This window comes from Crocinitomix algicola (assembly GCF_001661595.2).
GTDB lineage: Bacteria > Bacteroidota > Bacteroidia > Flavobacteriales_D > Crocinitomicaceae > Crocinitomix > Crocinitomix algicola.
Genome location: NZ_LYPF02000014.1, coordinates 73,320 through 90,491, shown reverse-complemented (window position 1 = coordinate 90,491; position 17,172 = coordinate 73,320). Strand labels below are relative to the sequence as shown.

Annotated in this window: 20 protein-coding genes; 3 read left to right on the top strand and 17 right to left on the bottom strand. The window is 35.1% G+C overall.

What is annotated here, in order from left to right:
* Positions 1-20 precede the first annotated feature (20 nt).
* From A8143_RS08395 to A8143_RS08385, 3 genes are all read right to left on the bottom strand, one after another.
* Positions 21-824, bottom strand: coding sequence for a DUF3050 domain-containing protein (locus A8143_RS08395; protein ID WP_245676490.1), 804 nt, complete (start codon positions 822-824; stop codon positions 21-23).
* A 269-nt stretch (positions 825-1,093) separates the two neighbouring features.
* Entirely contained in the window at positions 1,094-1,594 is a 501-nt protein-coding gene (locus tag A8143_RS08390) for a hypothetical protein (RefSeq protein ID WP_066758368.1), read from the bottom strand.
* The gene (locus A8143_RS08385) at positions 1,591-2,013 is read right to left on the bottom strand and encodes a hypothetical protein (RefSeq protein ID WP_139134308.1); all 423 of its coding nucleotides are present in this window, start codon (positions 2,011-2,013) and stop codon (positions 1,591-1,593) included. The genes A8143_RS08390 and A8143_RS08385 overlap by 4 nt, the downstream gene beginning before the upstream one ends.
* Positions 2,014-2,103: 90 nt before the next feature.
* Here A8143_RS08385 and A8143_RS16610 point away from each other — a divergent pair, with 90 nt between their 5' ends.
* On the top strand, positions 2,104-3,135 hold the full coding sequence (locus A8143_RS16610) for a GNAT family N-acetyltransferase (protein WP_083261290.1): 1,032 nt from the start codon (positions 2,104-2,106) through the stop codon (positions 3,133-3,135).
* Positions 3,136-3,155: 20 nt separating this feature from the next.
* Here the strand turns inward: A8143_RS16610 and moaCB are convergent, their stop codons facing one another.
* Genes moaCB through A8143_RS08345 form a run of 7 tightly spaced genes read right to left on the bottom strand, consistent with a single transcriptional unit; the run spans position 3,156 to position 8,165 of the window.
* A complete protein-coding gene (gene moaCB, locus A8143_RS08375) occupies positions 3,156-4,073 on the bottom strand; it encodes a bifunctional molybdenum cofactor biosynthesis protein MoaC/MoaB (RefSeq protein WP_066758365.1) in 918 nt (305 codons plus the stop codon).
* Positions 4,074-4,082: 9 nt separating this feature from the next.
* A complete protein-coding gene (locus tag A8143_RS08370; RefSeq protein WP_066758581.1) occupies positions 4,083-4,529 on the bottom strand; it encodes a molybdenum cofactor biosynthesis protein MoaE in 447 nt (148 codons plus the stop codon).
* The gene (gene moeB / locus A8143_RS08365; RefSeq protein ID WP_066758363.1) at positions 4,516-5,634 is read right to left on the bottom strand and encodes a HesA/MoeB/ThiF family protein; all 1,119 of its coding nucleotides are present in this window, start codon (positions 5,632-5,634) and stop codon (positions 4,516-4,518) included. Before moeB ends, A8143_RS08370 begins: the two co-directional genes overlap by 14 nt.
* Before the next feature lie 3 nt (positions 5,635-5,637).
* Positions 5,638-5,874, bottom strand: a complete 237-nt coding sequence (locus A8143_RS08360; RefSeq protein ID WP_066758360.1) for a MoaD/ThiS family protein — start codon at positions 5,872-5,874, stop codon at positions 5,638-5,640.
* Complete coding sequence (gene mobA / locus A8143_RS08355; protein WP_066758356.1) at positions 5,871-6,416, bottom strand: molybdenum cofactor guanylyltransferase; 546 nt, start codon at positions 6,414-6,416, stop codon at positions 5,871-5,873. The genes A8143_RS08360 and mobA overlap by 4 nt, the downstream gene beginning before the upstream one ends.
* 1 nt (position 6,417) lies before the next feature.
* Positions 6,418-7,590 carry a molybdopterin molybdotransferase MoeA gene (locus A8143_RS08350; RefSeq protein WP_066758354.1) on the bottom strand — a complete coding sequence of 391 codons (1,173 nt, stop codon included), beginning with the start codon at positions 7,588-7,590 and terminating at the stop codon, positions 6,418-6,420.
* A gap of 47 nt (positions 7,591-7,637) precedes the next feature.
* Positions 7,638-8,165, bottom strand: a complete 528-nt coding sequence (locus A8143_RS08345; protein WP_066758352.1) for a DUF4269 domain-containing protein — start codon at positions 8,163-8,165, stop codon at positions 7,638-7,640.
* Between the two features lie 81 nt (positions 8,166-8,246).
* Here A8143_RS08345 and A8143_RS08340 point away from each other — a divergent pair, with 81 nt between their 5' ends.
* On the top strand, positions 8,247-10,004 hold the full coding sequence (locus A8143_RS08340) for an ABC transporter ATP-binding protein (protein ID WP_066758350.1): 1,758 nt from the start codon (positions 8,247-8,249) through the stop codon (positions 10,002-10,004).
* 274 nt (positions 10,005-10,278) lie between these two features.
* Here A8143_RS08340 and A8143_RS08335 read toward each other — a convergent pair whose 3' ends face one another.
* On the bottom strand, positions 10,279-11,964 hold the full coding sequence (locus A8143_RS08335; RefSeq protein ID WP_066758349.1) for a tetratricopeptide repeat protein: 1,686 nt from the start codon (positions 11,962-11,964) through the stop codon (positions 10,279-10,281).
* Positions 11,965-12,088: 124 nt separating this feature from the next.
* Positions 12,089-12,583 (bottom strand): 2-amino-4-hydroxy-6-hydroxymethyldihydropteridine diphosphokinase, encoded by a 495-nt coding sequence (folK, locus tag A8143_RS08330; RefSeq protein WP_083261289.1) that lies wholly within the window; start codon positions 12,581-12,583, stop codon positions 12,089-12,091.
* Positions 12,584-12,653: 70 nt separating this feature from the next.
* Between folK and A8143_RS08325 the strand changes: the two genes are divergently transcribed.
* On the top strand, positions 12,654-13,337 hold the full coding sequence (locus A8143_RS08325) for a response regulator transcription factor (protein WP_066758347.1): 684 nt from the start codon (positions 12,654-12,656) through the stop codon (positions 13,335-13,337).
* 226 nt (positions 13,338-13,563) lie between these two features.
* Here the strand turns inward: A8143_RS08325 and frr are convergent, their stop codons facing one another.
* From frr to rpsI, 5 genes are all read right to left on the bottom strand, one after another.
* On the bottom strand, positions 13,564-14,127 hold the full coding sequence (gene frr, locus A8143_RS08320; RefSeq protein ID WP_066758346.1) for a ribosome recycling factor: 564 nt from the start codon (positions 14,125-14,127) through the stop codon (positions 13,564-13,566).
* A 12-nt stretch (positions 14,128-14,139) separates the two neighbouring features.
* A complete protein-coding gene (gene pyrH, locus A8143_RS08315; protein ID WP_066758345.1) occupies positions 14,140-14,847 on the bottom strand; it encodes a UMP kinase in 708 nt (235 codons plus the stop codon).
* Between the two features lie 94 nt (positions 14,848-14,941).
* Entirely contained in the window at positions 14,942-15,772 is an 831-nt protein-coding gene (tsf, locus tag A8143_RS08310) for a translation elongation factor Ts (protein WP_066758343.1), read from the bottom strand.
* A gap of 34 nt (positions 15,773-15,806) precedes the next feature.
* Positions 15,807-16,589: a 30S ribosomal protein S2 gene (gene rpsB, locus A8143_RS08305; RefSeq protein WP_066758341.1), complete on the bottom strand. Its 783-nt coding sequence runs from the start codon at positions 16,587-16,589 to the stop codon at positions 15,807-15,809.
* A 195-nt stretch (positions 16,590-16,784) separates the two neighbouring features.
* On the bottom strand, positions 16,785-17,171 hold the full coding sequence (gene rpsI / locus A8143_RS08300) for a 30S ribosomal protein S9 (protein WP_066758339.1): 387 nt from the start codon (positions 17,169-17,171) through the stop codon (positions 16,785-16,787).
* Position 17,172 lies beyond the last annotated feature (1 nt).

The following is a 17,172-nucleotide window of genomic DNA, read 5'->3' as shown; positions in this document are numbered from 1 at the left end:
TGGTTTGATCTAAGATACATTTAATCAAAGACAACCGCCTTTTTATTGACCTGAATTAAATCAGCAATTGCATCCCACAACATGATACGCTTCTCTAATGCTTCTTTTGCCGTATTCAGCGTTTCCTCCCATTTCACAGCGTCTTCCTCGCAAAGTTCTGCAACCATTTTTAAGGATAACGGCCCATGTTCGTCGCCATCTAATTCAATATGGCGCTCAAGGTAATACCGCAATTTATTAAAGGTTGAATTTTCTTTGTCTGATTTATTTAATATTTCAATGAACATGTCTGGTATTACATCCTCACGACCAAAAGTGAAAGCCGAAGCAACAATATGAGGTTTACGCGATTCGATTACCTGAAATGTGAAACGAATAAAATTCGCCACGCGTTCATCCAAGCTTAAACCTTTAATGGCATCCTTTACCGACGTACCTCTCTTAACAGCGGAGACAAATGATTTTATTTTTGAAGTGTCTGCACCTACTTGCTCCATTGCATCTAGATACATTTCATAATGACTTTTCGGCTCGCCTAATTCATTGATATCACTTTCTTCACCATGAACAATTTCATTGATAAACCGAGCTAGAGTAGGATTTTTTGCAGGAATCCAAGGTACTTGTACAATTGTTAATTCTTGCTGTAAATATTTAAGTAAAGACATAAAATCCCAAACAGCAAAAACGTGGTTTTCCATGAAAAGCTTAACATCATTGATAGTCTCTAATTCGGAATATAACCTATGCTCTTTTAGCTCTGTTCTAAGTGTTGAAATTTCACTTTCAATAGTTTGAATTTTATCCATGAATATAATTGTCATTTATGGCTTCTTACACCTAATTTGATGTGCAAAAATAACGATTTCTCTTGTGGGTAACTTGATTATTTTAAGACAAAAAAAATGCACCCAACCACAGGTGCATTTATAAGATTAGGATTTACAGAACTAATCTTTAATCAAATGAAGATTCTGTCTAGAATCAAAGCTACAATTGGTACGTTAAGTACCTTACCTGTCGCAATTATAAAAACATTCTATCAATTGACTAAATTGATTTAACTAACGACCTGTATCAATTCATTAATGGATTATTCAATTTCAAAATCAACTTCAACACTATGCAAAATATCTTCCTCCTCGACACCTGTCTTCTTAGGTCTATTGAAGCGCACGGTTTGAACGATCAAGACTATCGTAAATGCCACTGTAATTAAAGCAAATAAAGCCCAACTTAAATAAATAACACCAAAATTTAATTTGCCAGCTATGGTGATTATATAAATATTGAAGATGAACACTACGAGCGTAAATACGCATCCTATTATACTAATTACACGGGTTGTTTTACGTCGAACATTCTTCAAGTTCCCACCGAACAAGACACCAAAAAAAAGACAAATTAAAATGAATACAAAAGCTCCATCTAAAGCTATATTTTGCAAACCAATGAAAAAAGAGCTCTTAAGCGAACGGTAATCAAATCTTCGCTGCAGTTCCTCCATTAATTCAGAAATATCTCTAATGATATCAATACAATATAGAACTAGCACTAAAGCCAAAATTAAACCAAAAATGTTGAGTGCTTTCATCTTTCCATTTCTACATTATGCTGACTATAAATAAATAAAAAACACAGTGTGCTAACTATTCCATATCCTAAATAAGTATAGCCAAAATCAACCATTAACATTTTTTGAGGAACGATAATTACCAGAATATCTATGGCTAAAATTCCGAGTGTTAAAACCAAACCAACTAAGGAATATTGTTTTATTTTTTTATTCGGACTATCTAGTCCTGTCTTCAATGACAATACAAATAAGATAACCAGAATAAATGCACACCATATACCACCGTTTGAAGAAGTATCATACAGCTGTTCTTTAAGATTTCTTCGTCGCTCAAAATCTGCAGTGTTACTAATTTCATAGAGTAACTGATCAAGTTGAAATTTAAAAAAGAGAATTAAGCCTATAAAACATAAGCTTAAACCAATAGCGGTCAACATTAAAGGTTTCATATTAGGTTAGTTAGGTTTTTCTAAAGTAATCAATTTTTTAAATTAAGTACGGTTGGAATTTAATTATCTTTGTTCAGTATGATATTTGAGACAGAACGACTAATAGTAAGAGAGTTAATTCCTAACGATCTCAAACATTTTCATACCATGCATAGCAATGTAAATGTCATGAAGTTCACAGGTGACACCGTAAAGTCATATCAAGAAGATGAAGAGGATATTGCGCGCTTAATTTCCAATTATCGAAAAGTTGATAACGATTTTTGGGTATGGGCAGTTGTACTAAAGAAGAACAATCAGTTTATAGGAACATGTGCGTTAATTGGGAATGATGAGCGACAATTTGACCCCACAAAATATGAAATTGGTTATCGACTAGATGAGCCATATTGGAACAATGGATTCGCGTCTGAAATCACTCCTGCATTAATAAATTTTGCTTTTGAAAAATTTGGTAAAACTGAATTAATGGCAGAGGTAGACGAACTAAATAAGGCTTCTGTTAAGGTTATCGAAAAAAATATGATCTACCTTAAAACACAATTCAATCCTAAGTTTAAATCCAATGATAGGATATACATAATTCGTAAAAAAATGAAAGATCAAGCTTTAAATTCTGCTCCGGCTTATTACCACCATTACATTCAACTTGTAGATGACAAACCGTTTGAAAAAACGTTGTTAACGAATGGCATATCAATTTACGAGGAACACTTTGAACAACTAGAAAGTTTGGGGAACAACGTTTATGAAACTGGCAAGTGGACCGTAAAGGAAATCGTACAGCACTGTATGGACACAGAGCGAATATTCATTAACCGAGCTCTACGCTTTGCACGTCTCGACGATACAGAGTTACCTGGTTATGATCATGACGCTTATGTGCCTATATCTAGAGCAAATGATAAAACCTTGAGTGATTTATTGGAGGAGTATCGCGTTGTGAGACATGCTTCATATTTGTTTTTTAAAGGTTTAAATTCTGAAGAGCTAGAGAGAACAGGTATTGCAAATGGTAAAAGGATTTCAGTATTGGCAATTGGCTTTATTCTGCAAGGTCATCCTTTGCATCACTTTAATATAATTAGAGAAAGGTACTTTACTTTATAAAAACAATCTCTAAATTCTCTTTACCGATGTCCACCTCCTTTTAGTACTCCAAAAACATGCAATACTTCAGGAAAAATGGCATCCATACTTTCTTTTGCACCCTTCGTTGAACCTGGTAATGCCATTACCAAAGTACCGCCTTTCACGCCTACTACACTTCTCGACAACATGGCGTAAGGCATTCTATTTTGACCATAAGCGCGAATTGTTTCTTCAATTCCTGGAATCCTTCTATCCAACAAAGGTGAAATAGCTTCCGGAGTTACATCCCTTATAGACAACCCTGTACCACCCGTGTAGATTATTAAGTGATATCCCTTGGCTTCAAAATCAATCAACTTGGTTTGAATGACTTCTTTTTCATCTGGAATTATTTCGTAAGCTCCTATCTCAATTTGATAATCTTTTAATTTGTCGACGATTAATTTACCTGCTTTATCTTCTTTTTGTCCCGCACTAATGGTATCAGAACAAACAATTACGGCCGCCTTCAAACTTGATTTAGTCAAAAACTTGTCTTTAAAATCAGATTTACCTCCTCGTTTGGACACAAGACGGATTGTTCCTATCTCAATTCCTTTATCAATAGGTTTGAGCATATCATACATGTTTAAAGCTACAACACTCGCACCATGCATTGCTTCTACTTCTACACCTGTTTTATAAATTGTTCGAACCTCCATTTCAATGAAAATCTGAAGTCCATCTATTCGATAGGTAATTCCAGTATACTCAATGGGTATTGGATGACAATCAGGTAATAAATCTGGAGTTTTTTTTACAGCTAACAATCCTGCAGCCTTTGACATTTCAAAAACATTTCCTTTAGGAACGGTATTCTCTTCAATCGCCTTAATTGTAGCTTTCGAACTTACTTTTACAATAGCTTCCGCAACTGCAATTCTTAATGTATTTGATTTTTCCGTGATATCAACCATAACAACTTATTACTTATTTACTTTCCATTGGTGTGAGTCATCTTCAAACAACTCCTTCCCAAAAATTGGAACTTTCGCCTTAATTTCTTCTACAAGAAATCTGCATGCATCCATAGCCATATTTCGGTGTTTGGACGATGTAAAAACAAATAAGCAAATCTCCCCTGACTTTACAATTCCTTTGCTGTGATAAATATGCAAACAAGTAAGTTCAAACTTATCAAAAGCAGCCTCTCTTATTTCATGAAACTTTTCCTCTGCCATATCTTCATAAGCCGAGTAGTCTATTGCTTGAACTATTTTTCCGTCTATTTCATCTGCACGTACCTGACCAAGAAAAATGTCATGAGCTCCTATATTTGTTTTTACCTGATGATGCGCTATGGAATTTGCAATCTTCTCTGGAAGAATCGGTCCTTCTACAAAAACTTTTTTCTTTGGTTTATCCTTTTTTATCATAACTTTCCATTCCTCCTTTTAATTCTACTATATTGTTTAATTGATGTTCTTGTTCAAGTAATATTCTAACTTGATTTGACCGGATACCAGTTTGACAAACCAACACGACTTTTTTTTCCGTAATAAAGCGATTAATTTGGTGAAGAATTGCGTTCATTGTTATTCGTTCAACATTTGTTCCTTCTAATGCAGGTTCTTCCCATTCTTCTCTCAAATCAATGATACGGATGTCAATGGCATCTATCCACGACCTTAAAGTATTAGCGTCAATTTCATGTTCCGAGAGTTCATTTTTAATTCCACAAAACAAATCATAATCCATTAACTCAAAATCTTGTTGTGACATCGCCTTAACTCTATCAATTTCTTGTTGAGCTACTTGTATGTTGATTGTTGAATACATAGCTGTTAAGGCGTCATAAAGCATTAATTTACCCGACTGTACTTCTCCAATTTCTAAAATTATTTTTAACGCTTCATTCGCTTGTTGCGTTCCGATAACCCCAGGCAACACACCAATTACACCTATTTCAGAGCAATTTTTAATCGTTCCTGGCGCAGGTGGCTCAGGAAACAAACAACGGTAAGAAGGACCATTCTTATAATTAAAAACGCTTATTTGTCCTTGAAACTTATAAATGGACCCATAGACAAGTGGTTTTCCGGTGAGAAGTGCAGCATCATTCACCAAATATCGGGTAGAAAAATTATCAGTTCCATCAACTATAATATCGAATTGTTGAAAGAGTCCTAACGCGTTTTTTGTTGTTAACCGTTCTGCATAAGGAATAATTTCTATGGAATCATTCAATTGCTTTAGCCGTTCACTTGCCACTACAGCTTTATTTTTTCCAATATCTGCCGGTGTAAATAAAATCTGCCTTTGCAAATTCGATAAATCCACATAATCAAAATCAACGATACCAATTGTACCAACCCCAGCTGCCGCAAGATACTGTAAAGCTGGAGAGCCCAAACCTCCTGCTCCGATGACTAGCACCTTGGCTGCTTTAATTTTTTCTTGTCCAGCCAACCCAACTTCATCGAGAATTACATGTCTATTGTACCGCTTTAAATCATTTCTGGTTAATTCCTCACTCATAATTTATCCTCCTGCAAATGGCGGTAAAACTGCAATTTCACTGTCATTCGCAATTAGTATTTCTTCGTCAATAAAATTTTTATTTACGGCAATTTTAAAGGTTTCATTTCTCAAAGTTGGATATTTTTTAAGCAACGCTTCTTTCATCCCTTTCACCGTGCTGAGCTCGCAATTCAATCTTTCATAATTACAGTTTGTGTGCTCAGTAATTTTCCCAAAATAATAAATGGAATAAGTCATAAATCTGCTATTGAATTTAGATTTTTAAAACAATAATTAGGGTGATGATTTGCATCAAAAAATGTCTTCGAAATCCCTTGAAATGCCCTACTCAATTTTAATTCATTCAAAGCTAATTGTTCTTTTAATGGTTTCAAAGCTGATTTACGATAAGTTCCAATCAAAGGGTGAATATCATTTCCTTTTTTTACCATTCTTAAATTTTCATCCCTCATCGTTGACATCAACTCGTCCAATAAAGAGGCTGTAATAAAAGGAGTGTCACAACTCAAAATCCAATTTTTTTCCGTTTCAGTTTCTTCCAGTCCGGTTATAATTCCTGCCAAAGGCCCTTTATTCACAATGATGTCAGGAACAACCTTGTATCCAAATTTTTTATACGCTTCATTATTGGCCACGATAATTATTTGATTTGTCAATTTTTCTATTGAATCAATGACATGTAAAATCATTGGCTTACCCTTCAAATCCATCAAACCTTTGTCCTGTCCCATTCTAGAACTTTGTCCACCAGCAAGAATTATCCCTGTGTACTTATTCATTTTACAAAGTAAAAACTGTTACTAGTTGATTTTCTTTTACCGTTTTTGTTTTAGCATCTAAATAAACCAAGACATCTGCCTTTGCAAAAGAACCCAACATCGCGGAACTTTGTTTATCAAGAATAACTACTTTGCCATTTTTTATTTTAGCTTTCAAAAAAACTGCACGATCTGATTTATTCTCAAAATCGGTTGCAATTGGTAGTTGATTGTCCCCCAATTCGGAATTCAATAAACCCTGCATCTTATTGAGCACCAATGCCCCATAAACATAAAAACAAGTAAGTGTAGCTGCTGGGTTTCCTGGAAGAGCCAATATCATTTTTTCTCCAAGCTTACCGGCATACAGAGGTTTACCAGGTTTCTGTTTAACCTTATAGAAGAGTTGGTTAACACCAATTTCATTCAAGGCCTTACCAACAAAGTCATAGTCTCCAACAGAAATGCCACCTGATAGCACCACTAAATTACTCTTTTCAATTGCATGCACTATTATATTTTTGGTTGCCTCATAATTATCTGGCACTGAATGTAAATCAACCTTATGAATTCCTTTCTGTTTCAAAACCGCCAATAACATAGCCGAATTTGATTCATAAATTTGGCCAGGCAACAAAGATTCACCTGGCTTGACCAGTTCGTTGCCCGTAACAATCACACTTACTTTAGGAGGCTGAATTACCTTGATTTCATTTATCCCTAACGTGGTTAAAAAGCCAATGGCAGCTGGTGTGATTTCCGCACCTTTTTCTAAAGCCAATTCACCTACTCGTATTTGTTCACCTCTAGGACGAATGTTTTTATTATTACCAAAATCACTTGGAATAGAAATTCGGTTCTCCTCAGTTTCGTACAATTCAATTGGAACAACCGTTGTGGCATCGTTCGGAACTTTAGCACCAGTAAAAATTTTCACTCCTTGCCCAACATTAAGCGTTGGGTCAAACGAGGAGCCCGCTGCAACTTCACCAATAATTTCATAGTTTTTTAACCGGGCTGAATAATTTATTGCCACACCATCCATTGCCGATTGATCAAAATCAGGAAAGTCAGAAATTGCATAAATATCTTCCGCCAAAACCAAACCTAAAGCATCATTTAAATTACGTATTTCTGTTTGCAATTTAATTGTATTTTCAGCTAGAATTGACAGGGCCTCTTCTACATGAATCATATTCTAAATTTAAAGTTTAAAAATACAAAACTTATTACTCTAAACTGCTATTTTGCTAGGTTAAGAATAGCTCTGTATGGGTCACCTGACAAACCTAAAACTTGAGCAAATGCAGGCTCAGTTTTAAGACCTTTGCGTTTCAAATCAATAATCCTTTCTTTGAATTTGCTTCCGTACTCTTGAAGTAATTTATGCTCGACAAGCATGTGTAAATAACCATTTTGTTGATTCGTCGGAAGTGTCTGTCCAAAAATCTCAATTTGAACATCCTCTAAAATAAAGTTTACCACAACAGTAGGAAACTCATAGGTCGATTGAACTTTGAGCTTAAATTGTGGTTTATTATCAAAATGGAAACGAACAAATCTTATAAACTCATCTTGGTCTTCAAATTGACAAAGTATGTCTAAATCACTTTCCGGTAAATCAATCCCAATTGGCACAGTCCCGACGAGAATAGGACTAAACTCCTTCAAAATTTCAAATACCTTATTCTTATATAATAACTCATAGACTTTCTTTTGGCGGTCATTTCCTTGTAGCAGGTAACCCAATTGAGTAAAATCTATATCCATATTTGTCCAACCAGATTTAAATCGGCTTTAAATATAGAATGAAGGAATAAGATATAAAAGAAAACTCTTTAACTTTGATGCATGAAATCAAAAGACAACGAAAAAAACGCAAGTTTTGGTAAAGCGCTGAAGACGTTTTTGTTTCCGAGAAAAAAAATCATTTTAATCGGTTTATTTTTGATCTTAATCAGTAAGGCCGCTAGCTTTGTACTTCCATTACAAACTAAGTTTTTATTGGATGAAGTTGTACCAGAGAAAGACTATCAGAAATTAACACTTTTAATTATAATTGTCTTGAGTGCAATATTAGTGCAATCAATTACATCATTTCTATTAGTCAAAATACTAGGTGTAGAAGCTCAACGATTGATTGCTGATTTACGAATACAGGTTCAAAAAAAAGTACTTTCCCTGCCAATCCGTTATTTTGATAATGAAAAATCGGGAGCAATTGTTTCGCGAATAATGACTGACGTAGAAGGCGTTAGAAACATTGTCGGAACAGGTCTTGTACAGCTAGTTGGGGGAAGCATTACAGCAATAGGCTCCATACTATTTTTATTGAATATAAATTGGCAAATGACACTAGCCGTCTTAATCCCAATCATAGTTCTGGGAATTATCATGATGAAGGCCTTCGGAAAAATTCGCCCAATCTTCAGAAACAGGGGTAAAATAAATGCAGAAGTGACAGGTCGATTAACAGAAACATTGAATGGAGTGCGTGTAATCAAAGGGTTCAATGCAGAAGAACAAGAAAATAAATCTTTTGATGACGGCGTATATCGTCTTTTCAACAATATAAAAAAGAGTATGACAGCGACGGCTTTAATTTCCAGCTCGTCTGCTTTTCTTATTGGAATAGCATCAACTGCAATAATGGGTTTTGGTGCTCACTTTATGATGTCCGACGGTCCTAATACAATGACCAGTGGAGATTTTATCATGTTTACAGTTTTGCTAGGATTAATGATTGCGCCGATAGTTCAAATGAGTAATATTGGCAGTCAACTTACCGAGGCTATTGCGGGCTTAGATCGTACGGAAGAACTGTTAAAGATGACTCCAGAAAACGAAGACGAAAACCGCACTATTTATCTTGAAAAAATTGAAGGTGATATTCAATTCGATAATGTTTCTTTTGCTTATGAAGAAGACAAAGAAGTGGTGCATGATATTAGTTTTGATGCTCCTCGAGGCAGCGTAACGGCGTTAGTTGGCACTTCAGGATCAGGAAAGTCAACTATTGCAGGTTTAGCATCTAGTTTTATGGCTCCTAACTCTGGGAAAGTACTTATTGATAATCAGGACCTATCTAAAATCAACCTCCCAAGTTATCGTCAATTTTTAGGTGTAGTATTACAGGATGATTTTTTGTTTGAAGGTACCATTCGAGAAAATATTTTATTTCCTCGTCCTAACGCAAGCGAGGAACAGCTGAATGAAGCGGTTAAGGCTGCTTATATAAAAGAATTTACCGACCATTTTGAGCATGGATTAGACACTGTTATCGGTGAGCGAGGTGTGAAACTTTCAGGAGGTCAGCGTCAGCGAATTGCTATTGCAAGAGCCATTTTAGCTGACCCGAAAATTATAATTCTTGATGAGGCAACATCTAATTTAGATAACGAGAGCGAAGCCTACATTCAAAAAAGTTTGGCCGAATTAATGAAAGGTAGAACGACGTTTGTTATTGCGCATCGACTAAGCACAATTCGTAGAGCAGACCAAATCTTAGTCATAGAGCAAGGAAGAATTGCTGAAAGAGGAACGCATGATGAATTAATAGCTAAAGAAGGACGTTATTTTGACTTACATACTTATCAGAGTCGAATCTAACCTCTATAAGCTAAGTAATGAGAGTGTTCATTGTCATATCGTAATTCCATCTCCGAGGTTGGTCAAGAAAAATTTAGCACAATTCAACCTATTGTCCCAATCAAAAAAGTTATTTCAATTTCAGCAGTTCATGCACGAACTATAATAAATTAGGAATTAAAATAAATAACGGGCAATGCCAAGATCATCATAAATGAATTGTAGAATCATGGGATGAAACAAAAACGCCCCGCTCAATTGAGCGGGGCGTTTTAAATAATTATATAATCAGTGATTATCCAACAACACTTTTAAAAGTAGCGTTCTCGAAGAATTTAATGAATTCTCTATCCTTTGCAGCTTTTGACTTTAGTCCACCATCTTTAGCGATAGCTGATTTTAAGTTATTAGCCACCATATCGATGTTATTCTGTCTTGCACCGATAATTGCTTTTAAATAATAACCCATTGCTGATTCAGCATCTACTGAAGCATCAATTGTATTTAAAGCAGCACTTAAATCATCATTTAATACCTGAGCTAAAGCTTTGTTGAATGTGTTTTCACCACCAAAGTTTCCGATTGCTGAAGCATAATCTCCATTCTGGATATCAATGATACCTAAGTTATACTTAACCTCAGAACCAGCAGAAGTAGCAGAAGTTAATAACTCTGTTGCTTTATCTCTATCACCGTTGATTCTTGCAAGAATACCTAAGTTATTTAATGTAACTGGGTTTTCATTTAAATCGTTTGCTTTTTGGAAGTTTGTAGCTGCAGCAGCAAGATCATTTTGCATATAATATACATATCCAACGTTGTTATGACCTCTCCAATCTTCAGGATAATTTTGAGCAGCTAACTTGTAAACTCTCATTTTTTCTCCTAAATCTTCATATAAAGCAGCAGTGAATAATAATTCTTCAATTGTTAACGTATCTGCTTTCGTTTTTGAAAGATTCTTTAACTCCTCATCAGACCATCCAATTTTATCGTAAACAACGTTTAATTGAGTTCTTCTTAAAGAAGGTAAAATTTCTTTCTCTAATTCTTTATACGTTTTAGAAAGTTTGATAATTTCTTGCTCTCTAGCGTCTAAATCTTTAGTCATTTCAAGGATACGGATGATTAAGTTTTTATCTTCCATATCTGATGCACGTACCGCTGCTTCAAAACCAGCCCAATCTTCACCTTTAGGATCTTGTCTAAAGAAAGTTGGTTCTGCCTCAAAATCTGAAGCTTTGATAATCTTGTCCGCCGCTTTTTGACCTGACTCTGCTCTTTCTCTTGCTAAATCAGAGTTATCAGCACGCTCTCCTTCAGGTGAAGCATATGCAATTAAATTCATGTGCTTTGGTGCAACTTTAGGATTCGTAGCTGCAGCTGTTAACCAAGCTTGTAAATCCTTAATGTCTTGATCTCTCATCTCAGTAGAACGAACTTCTGAACGACCTTTCAAGTAATTAATTTGTGCAGCATAAACTTCTTCTGTTGTTCTAACAAAATTGTCAACACCAATTAATGCTTTATCATCATTTTGAACTAAATATGGAGTAATAATCGTTCCATCAGCAATTTTCACCGGCTCGAATTCCTCTTCTTTTTTACCTTTAGAAACTTTACCAGTAACCATTAAATCAGCATTTTCCATATCAGCAGAATAAGGAATCACGTCATTATAATTTACTGTTGCCCCTGGCTTGTAAGCAATTGTTTGCCCATTCCCAGTCGCTTTTTCTCCTTGTACAGTAATCGTTTTAAACGATTTATTACCTAATTTAGGAGTAATTTCAGCTGAAGCTTTCTTGTTCAACCCTTTTTCCGGAAACTTAACTGTTACGTGTACTTTTACGCTATCTCCGTGCATCTCAACTGGGTCTTGAGTAACTGTATATTCTACGTCACCAATTAATTTACATCCTGTTAGCATAGCAGTGGCTACCGCAATGGCAGCTAATCCTCTATAACTTTGCTTTTTCATTCTATCTGATTTTATAATCTTTTTCTTTAAATTACCTATAAACAGTGCAATAATAAGTATTTTTTTTGACCTAAAAAAAACTTAACACTTATTTAGAACGAAAACTGTTTAATCTTTCGTCGAATTAAATCAACCTCTCGATAAACCGTTCGTTTGGGAGGGTTTTTAGCAGGTCATTTAAAGGTAAATTCTTACCGTTATGTAGCCAATTTGGTTCAATTTCCGCGAGCGGTACCAAGACAAAATCGCGTTGTTCCATTCTAGGATGTGGTAGAATCAATTCATTTGTGTTTAAAACAATTCCATTGTAATCAATTATATCCAGATCTATGATTCGATCGTGATAACCTGTTGAGTCAGTTTTCTTCTTTCTTCCTAAGTCGCGTTCAATATCCTTCAATATAGCCAGAACCTCTTCTGCACTTATTTGTGTTGAAATAAGAATTACAGTATTAATAAAGGCCTCATCAGATTCGAACCCCCAAGGAGGAGAACTATAAAAACTTGATTTCTTAAGAATGGCACCTATCCTTTCCTCAATTATCTGATACGCTTTATTGATATTTGAAATTCGATCTCCCAAATTACTTCCTAAACTAAGGAATACTCGATTCATCATAATTAATCAAAACACTTTAAAATAACACGTGTAAAATTAGTATTTTTGCCCATAGAAATTGATTTGAAAAATGAAGAAAATTCTTCTTGTTGAAGACGAAGAGAGCCTGGTGAATGTTTTAACGCTTAATCTTGAAATGGAAGATTATGAAGTTGACGTCGTGAAAAATGGACGTGCTGCGATTGAAACATTTAATTCTACTTATGACCTCGTTATTCTAGACGTTATGTTACCTGAGGTGAATGGATTTGATGTTTGCGCTAAAATAAGAGAAACGAGTCAAACTCCGATTCTCTTTATTTCTGCGAAAGGAACTTCAACGGATCGCGTTACAGGGTTAAAGATGGGAGGCGATGATTATTTGGTAAAACCTTTTAATCTTGAGGAATTATTATTACGCATAGGTATTCTCATAAACCGCCCTAAATTAGAACCACAAATAGAAGAATATACGTTTGGCAATAACCATATCAATTTTAAAAATTATGAAGTTGAAGCAAATGGCAAAATCATCACCCTTTCGAAGCGTGAATTAGCCCTACTTCGCCTATTAATCGCGCGTAAAAACGAAGTTGTTTCAAGAGATGAAATTCTGGATGAAATTTGGGGAAGAGAAAGTTTTCCTACGAGCAGAACAATAGATAACTACATTTTAAGTTTTAGAAAATATTTTGAACCTGTACCAAGTAAACCCATATATTTTAAGAATCTACGTGGCGTAGGGTATAAATTTGAAATAAAAAACGACCAATAGCACAACCCTTTCAAAAAACTTCACGTCATAGTAGGTAGATAACAATTAATTTTGTTTCTGGTTTTAATTTCCTTGCACGGTAACCTGAAAAGAGATGCTACCAAGACTATCAGTGAGCTCTTTTCAGGTTTTTTTTATTCGCATCACCACGGGAGACAATTTTATTCAAAATAAAAAAAGCCCAAACATAACGTTTGGACTTTCGAATATCATTTTACTTCAATAATTAAATTGTCATAATATCTGCTTCTTTCTTCACGATTAACTCATCAATCTTAACGATACTTGAATCTGTCAAACCTTGTACTACATCTTCCAAGTTTTTAACACGATCTTCTGATAAACCTTCTCCTTTCAATTTTTTTAAATAGTCATTCGCTTCTTTCCGATTATTTCGAATGCTCACTTTTGCAGATTCTCCTTCACTTTTAGCTTTTTTTACAAGATCACGTCTTCTATCTTCCGTTAAAACAGGAACGTTAATAATAATACTCTCTCCATTGTTCTGAGGATTTAACCCAAGATTTGCATTAATGATTCCGGTTGAAATAGCATCCAAATTTGATTTATCCCAAGGTTGTACCGTTATTGTTTTAGCATCCAATGTATTTACATTAGCCACTTGTGAGATTGGAGATGAAGCGCCATAAGCTTCTACCATAACACTATCTAACATGGATGGTGTCGCTTTTCCAGCTCTAATTTTTTCTAAACTCGCAATTAAATGATCAATTGTTGCTTGATTTCCTTGTTTTGCTTCATCCAAAAGCAATTCAATTTCTTCTTCCATTATTCGAATATTTTAAACGGTTACTAAAGTACCAATTTTTTCGCCAGTTACAACTTTCATTAAGTTTCCAATTTTGTTCATATCAAAAACTATTATTGGAACATCATTTTCCTTACACAATGTAAAGGCTGTCATATCCATTACATTAAGTCCCTTGTTGTACGCTTCATCAAAAGTTAACGAACCAAATTTGACTGCATCCGGATCTTTCTCCGGGTCAGAAGTGTAAATTCCATCGACCCGAGTACCTTTAAGAATAACATCAGCTTCCATTTCAATTGCTCTCAATGCTGCTGCAGAATCTGTCGTAAAATAAGGGTTTCCTGTTCCTGCACCGAAAATAACTACACGTCCTTTTTCTAAATGTCTTACCGCTCGCCGTTTAATAAAAGGTTCTGCAATTTCTTTCATTTCAATGGCAGATTGTAACCTTGTATAAACTCCTTGCTTTTCTAGAGCAGCTTGTAACGCCATACTATTAATCATGGTTGCCAACATCCCCATATAATCGCCTTGAGTTCGGTCCATACCACCATCTTCCGCTTGTACACCACGAAAAATATTTCCTCCTCCAACAACAATCGCTACTTCTACACCTGCGTCATGTAGGTCCTTAATTTGGGTGGCATAATCATCCAACCTTGCATTATCAATTCCGAATTGTTTGTCGCCCATCAAAGCTTCTCCACTTAACTTTAAAAGTATGCGTTTGTATTTCATTTTATTAACTATTTCTATTCTGGTTTACTGATGTTTATTTAAAATTAAGCAAAAAAAAAGAGAGTTAATAACTCTCTTTTTTAATATTTACAAGTTACTTTAAAGCAACTCGTTTAAATGATTTGACGGTCAAGCCAGATTCTGTATCATTCAAGAATTGTTCTACCGACTTCTTATTATCTTTTAAGAATGGTTGGCTCAGCAAAGTCATTTCTTTAAAGAATTTGCCTAAACGACCTTGAGCAATTTTATCTGCCATTTCAGCTGGTTTCCCTTCCTGAATAGCTAAATCTCTACCTACCTCTAATTCACGATCGATAGTTTCCTGGTCGATACCTTCTTTGTTTAAAGCTAATGGAGCCATTGCAGCAATTTGCATAGCAACTTGTCTTCCAGCATCTTCAGCAACTTCACCTTCTTTAGTAAGACCTACTAGAGAAGCAATTTGGTTACCAGGGTGGTTGTACGCCACTACAGATTCTGCCTCGATGATGTCTAAGTTAGTTACTTCCAACTTCTCACCGATAACACCAATTTGCTCAGTAATTTTTTCAGCTACTGTTAACTTATCGTTGAATTTAGCATTGTTAAACTCTTCGATTGAGCTAGGGTTAGCAAGAACTGCAGCATCAACTAAACTATCTACTAAAGCGTAATAATCACTGTTTTTTGCTACGAAGTCAGTTTCACAAGCTAATGAAAGAATAACTCCTTTTTTGTTTCCTTCAACTGTTTTAGCGATCACTAAACCTTCTTTTGTTTCGTTTTCACCTCTTTTAGCCGCAACTTTCTGTCCCTTTTTTCTTAGGATGTCGATTGCACTCTCCATATCTCCTTCTGCCTCAACCAATGCTTTTTTGCAGTCCATCATTCCTGCACCAGTTTTTTTTCTAAGCTCGTTTACGAGTGAAGCTGTAATTTTCATTTTTTATCTTTTTAATCCTTACTGGATGAATAATTTATTTATTTTCTTCAGAAGCAGTTTCTTCTGTTGCCTCTGTTTTTTCTGCTTTCGCTTCTTTTTCTTTTGAAGCTTTCGCTTTATCTCTAGAGTTTTTACGCTCTTCTAAACCTTCCATGATGGCTGCTGAAACTTTTGATAAAATGATATCAATTGATTTCGTTGCATCATCGTTTGCTGGAATTACGAAGTCAATGTTTCTTGGATCAGAATTCGTATCAACCATTGCAAACGTTGGGATATTTAACTTATTAGCCTCTTTTACTGCAATGTGCTCTTTAAGTACATCGATAACAAAAATAGCAGCAGGTACACGCGTCATTTCAGCAATCGTACCGTAGTTTTTATCTAGTTTAGCACGCGTACGTGATAATTGAAGACGCTCTCTTTTTGATAAGGTATTCATCGTTCCATCCTCTTCCATTTTGTCAATAGAAGACATTTTACGAATTGCCTTTCTAATCGTTCCGAAGTTAGTTAACATTCCTCCAGACCATCTTTCAACTACGTACGGCATACGAGTTGGCTTAATTCTTTCTTCAAGAATATCTTTTGCTTGTTTCTTAGTCGCAACAAAAAGAATTTTCTTTCCTGATTTAGCGATTTGTTTCATTGCAGCACAAGCCTCATCTAAGTGTGCAATTGTTTTATTCAAATCTAATATGTGGATACCTTTTTTTTCAGTAAAGATATATGGAGCCATATATGGATTCCACTTTCTTTTTAAGTGTCCAAAGTGAACACCTGCTTCTAATAATTCTTCAAAATTAGCTCTTGCCATTTTACTTTTTTTAAAATTTTGTTTACTTTCTTTTTTACTTTTCTATTCCACTCTTAGGTGAAAACTTCATTACAAAGCAATTGTTAAGTAGCACTTCCATTTTTTGGAGCAATCTCAACAATTTAGATACTAAACCGTGACTTCCAAAACGAAGTCAAATAGGTATAGAAAATCGCCGCTGCGCGTTCCTGATGATTAACGTTTAGAGAACTGAAATTTCTTTCTTGCTTTTTTCTGTCCTGGTTTCTTTCTTTCCACCATTCTAGAATCTCTAGTCATCAACCCTTCAGCTTTCAACAAAGGTTTATTTTCTTCAGCTAGTTCAACCAAAGCTCTTGAAATACCTAATCTAAGCGCTTCAGCTTGACCATTTACCCCACCACCATCAACATTTGCTACAACATCATACTTGTTTAAAGTATCTGTAATAGCGAATGGTTGGTTGATTTTCTCCAATAAAACAGGAGTTTTGAAGTAATCAGATACTTCTCTCTTGTTTACTGTAACTTTACCTGTACCTTCTGAAAGATAAACTCTTGCAACAGCAGTCTTTCTTCTACCCAATGTGTTAATTACACTCATA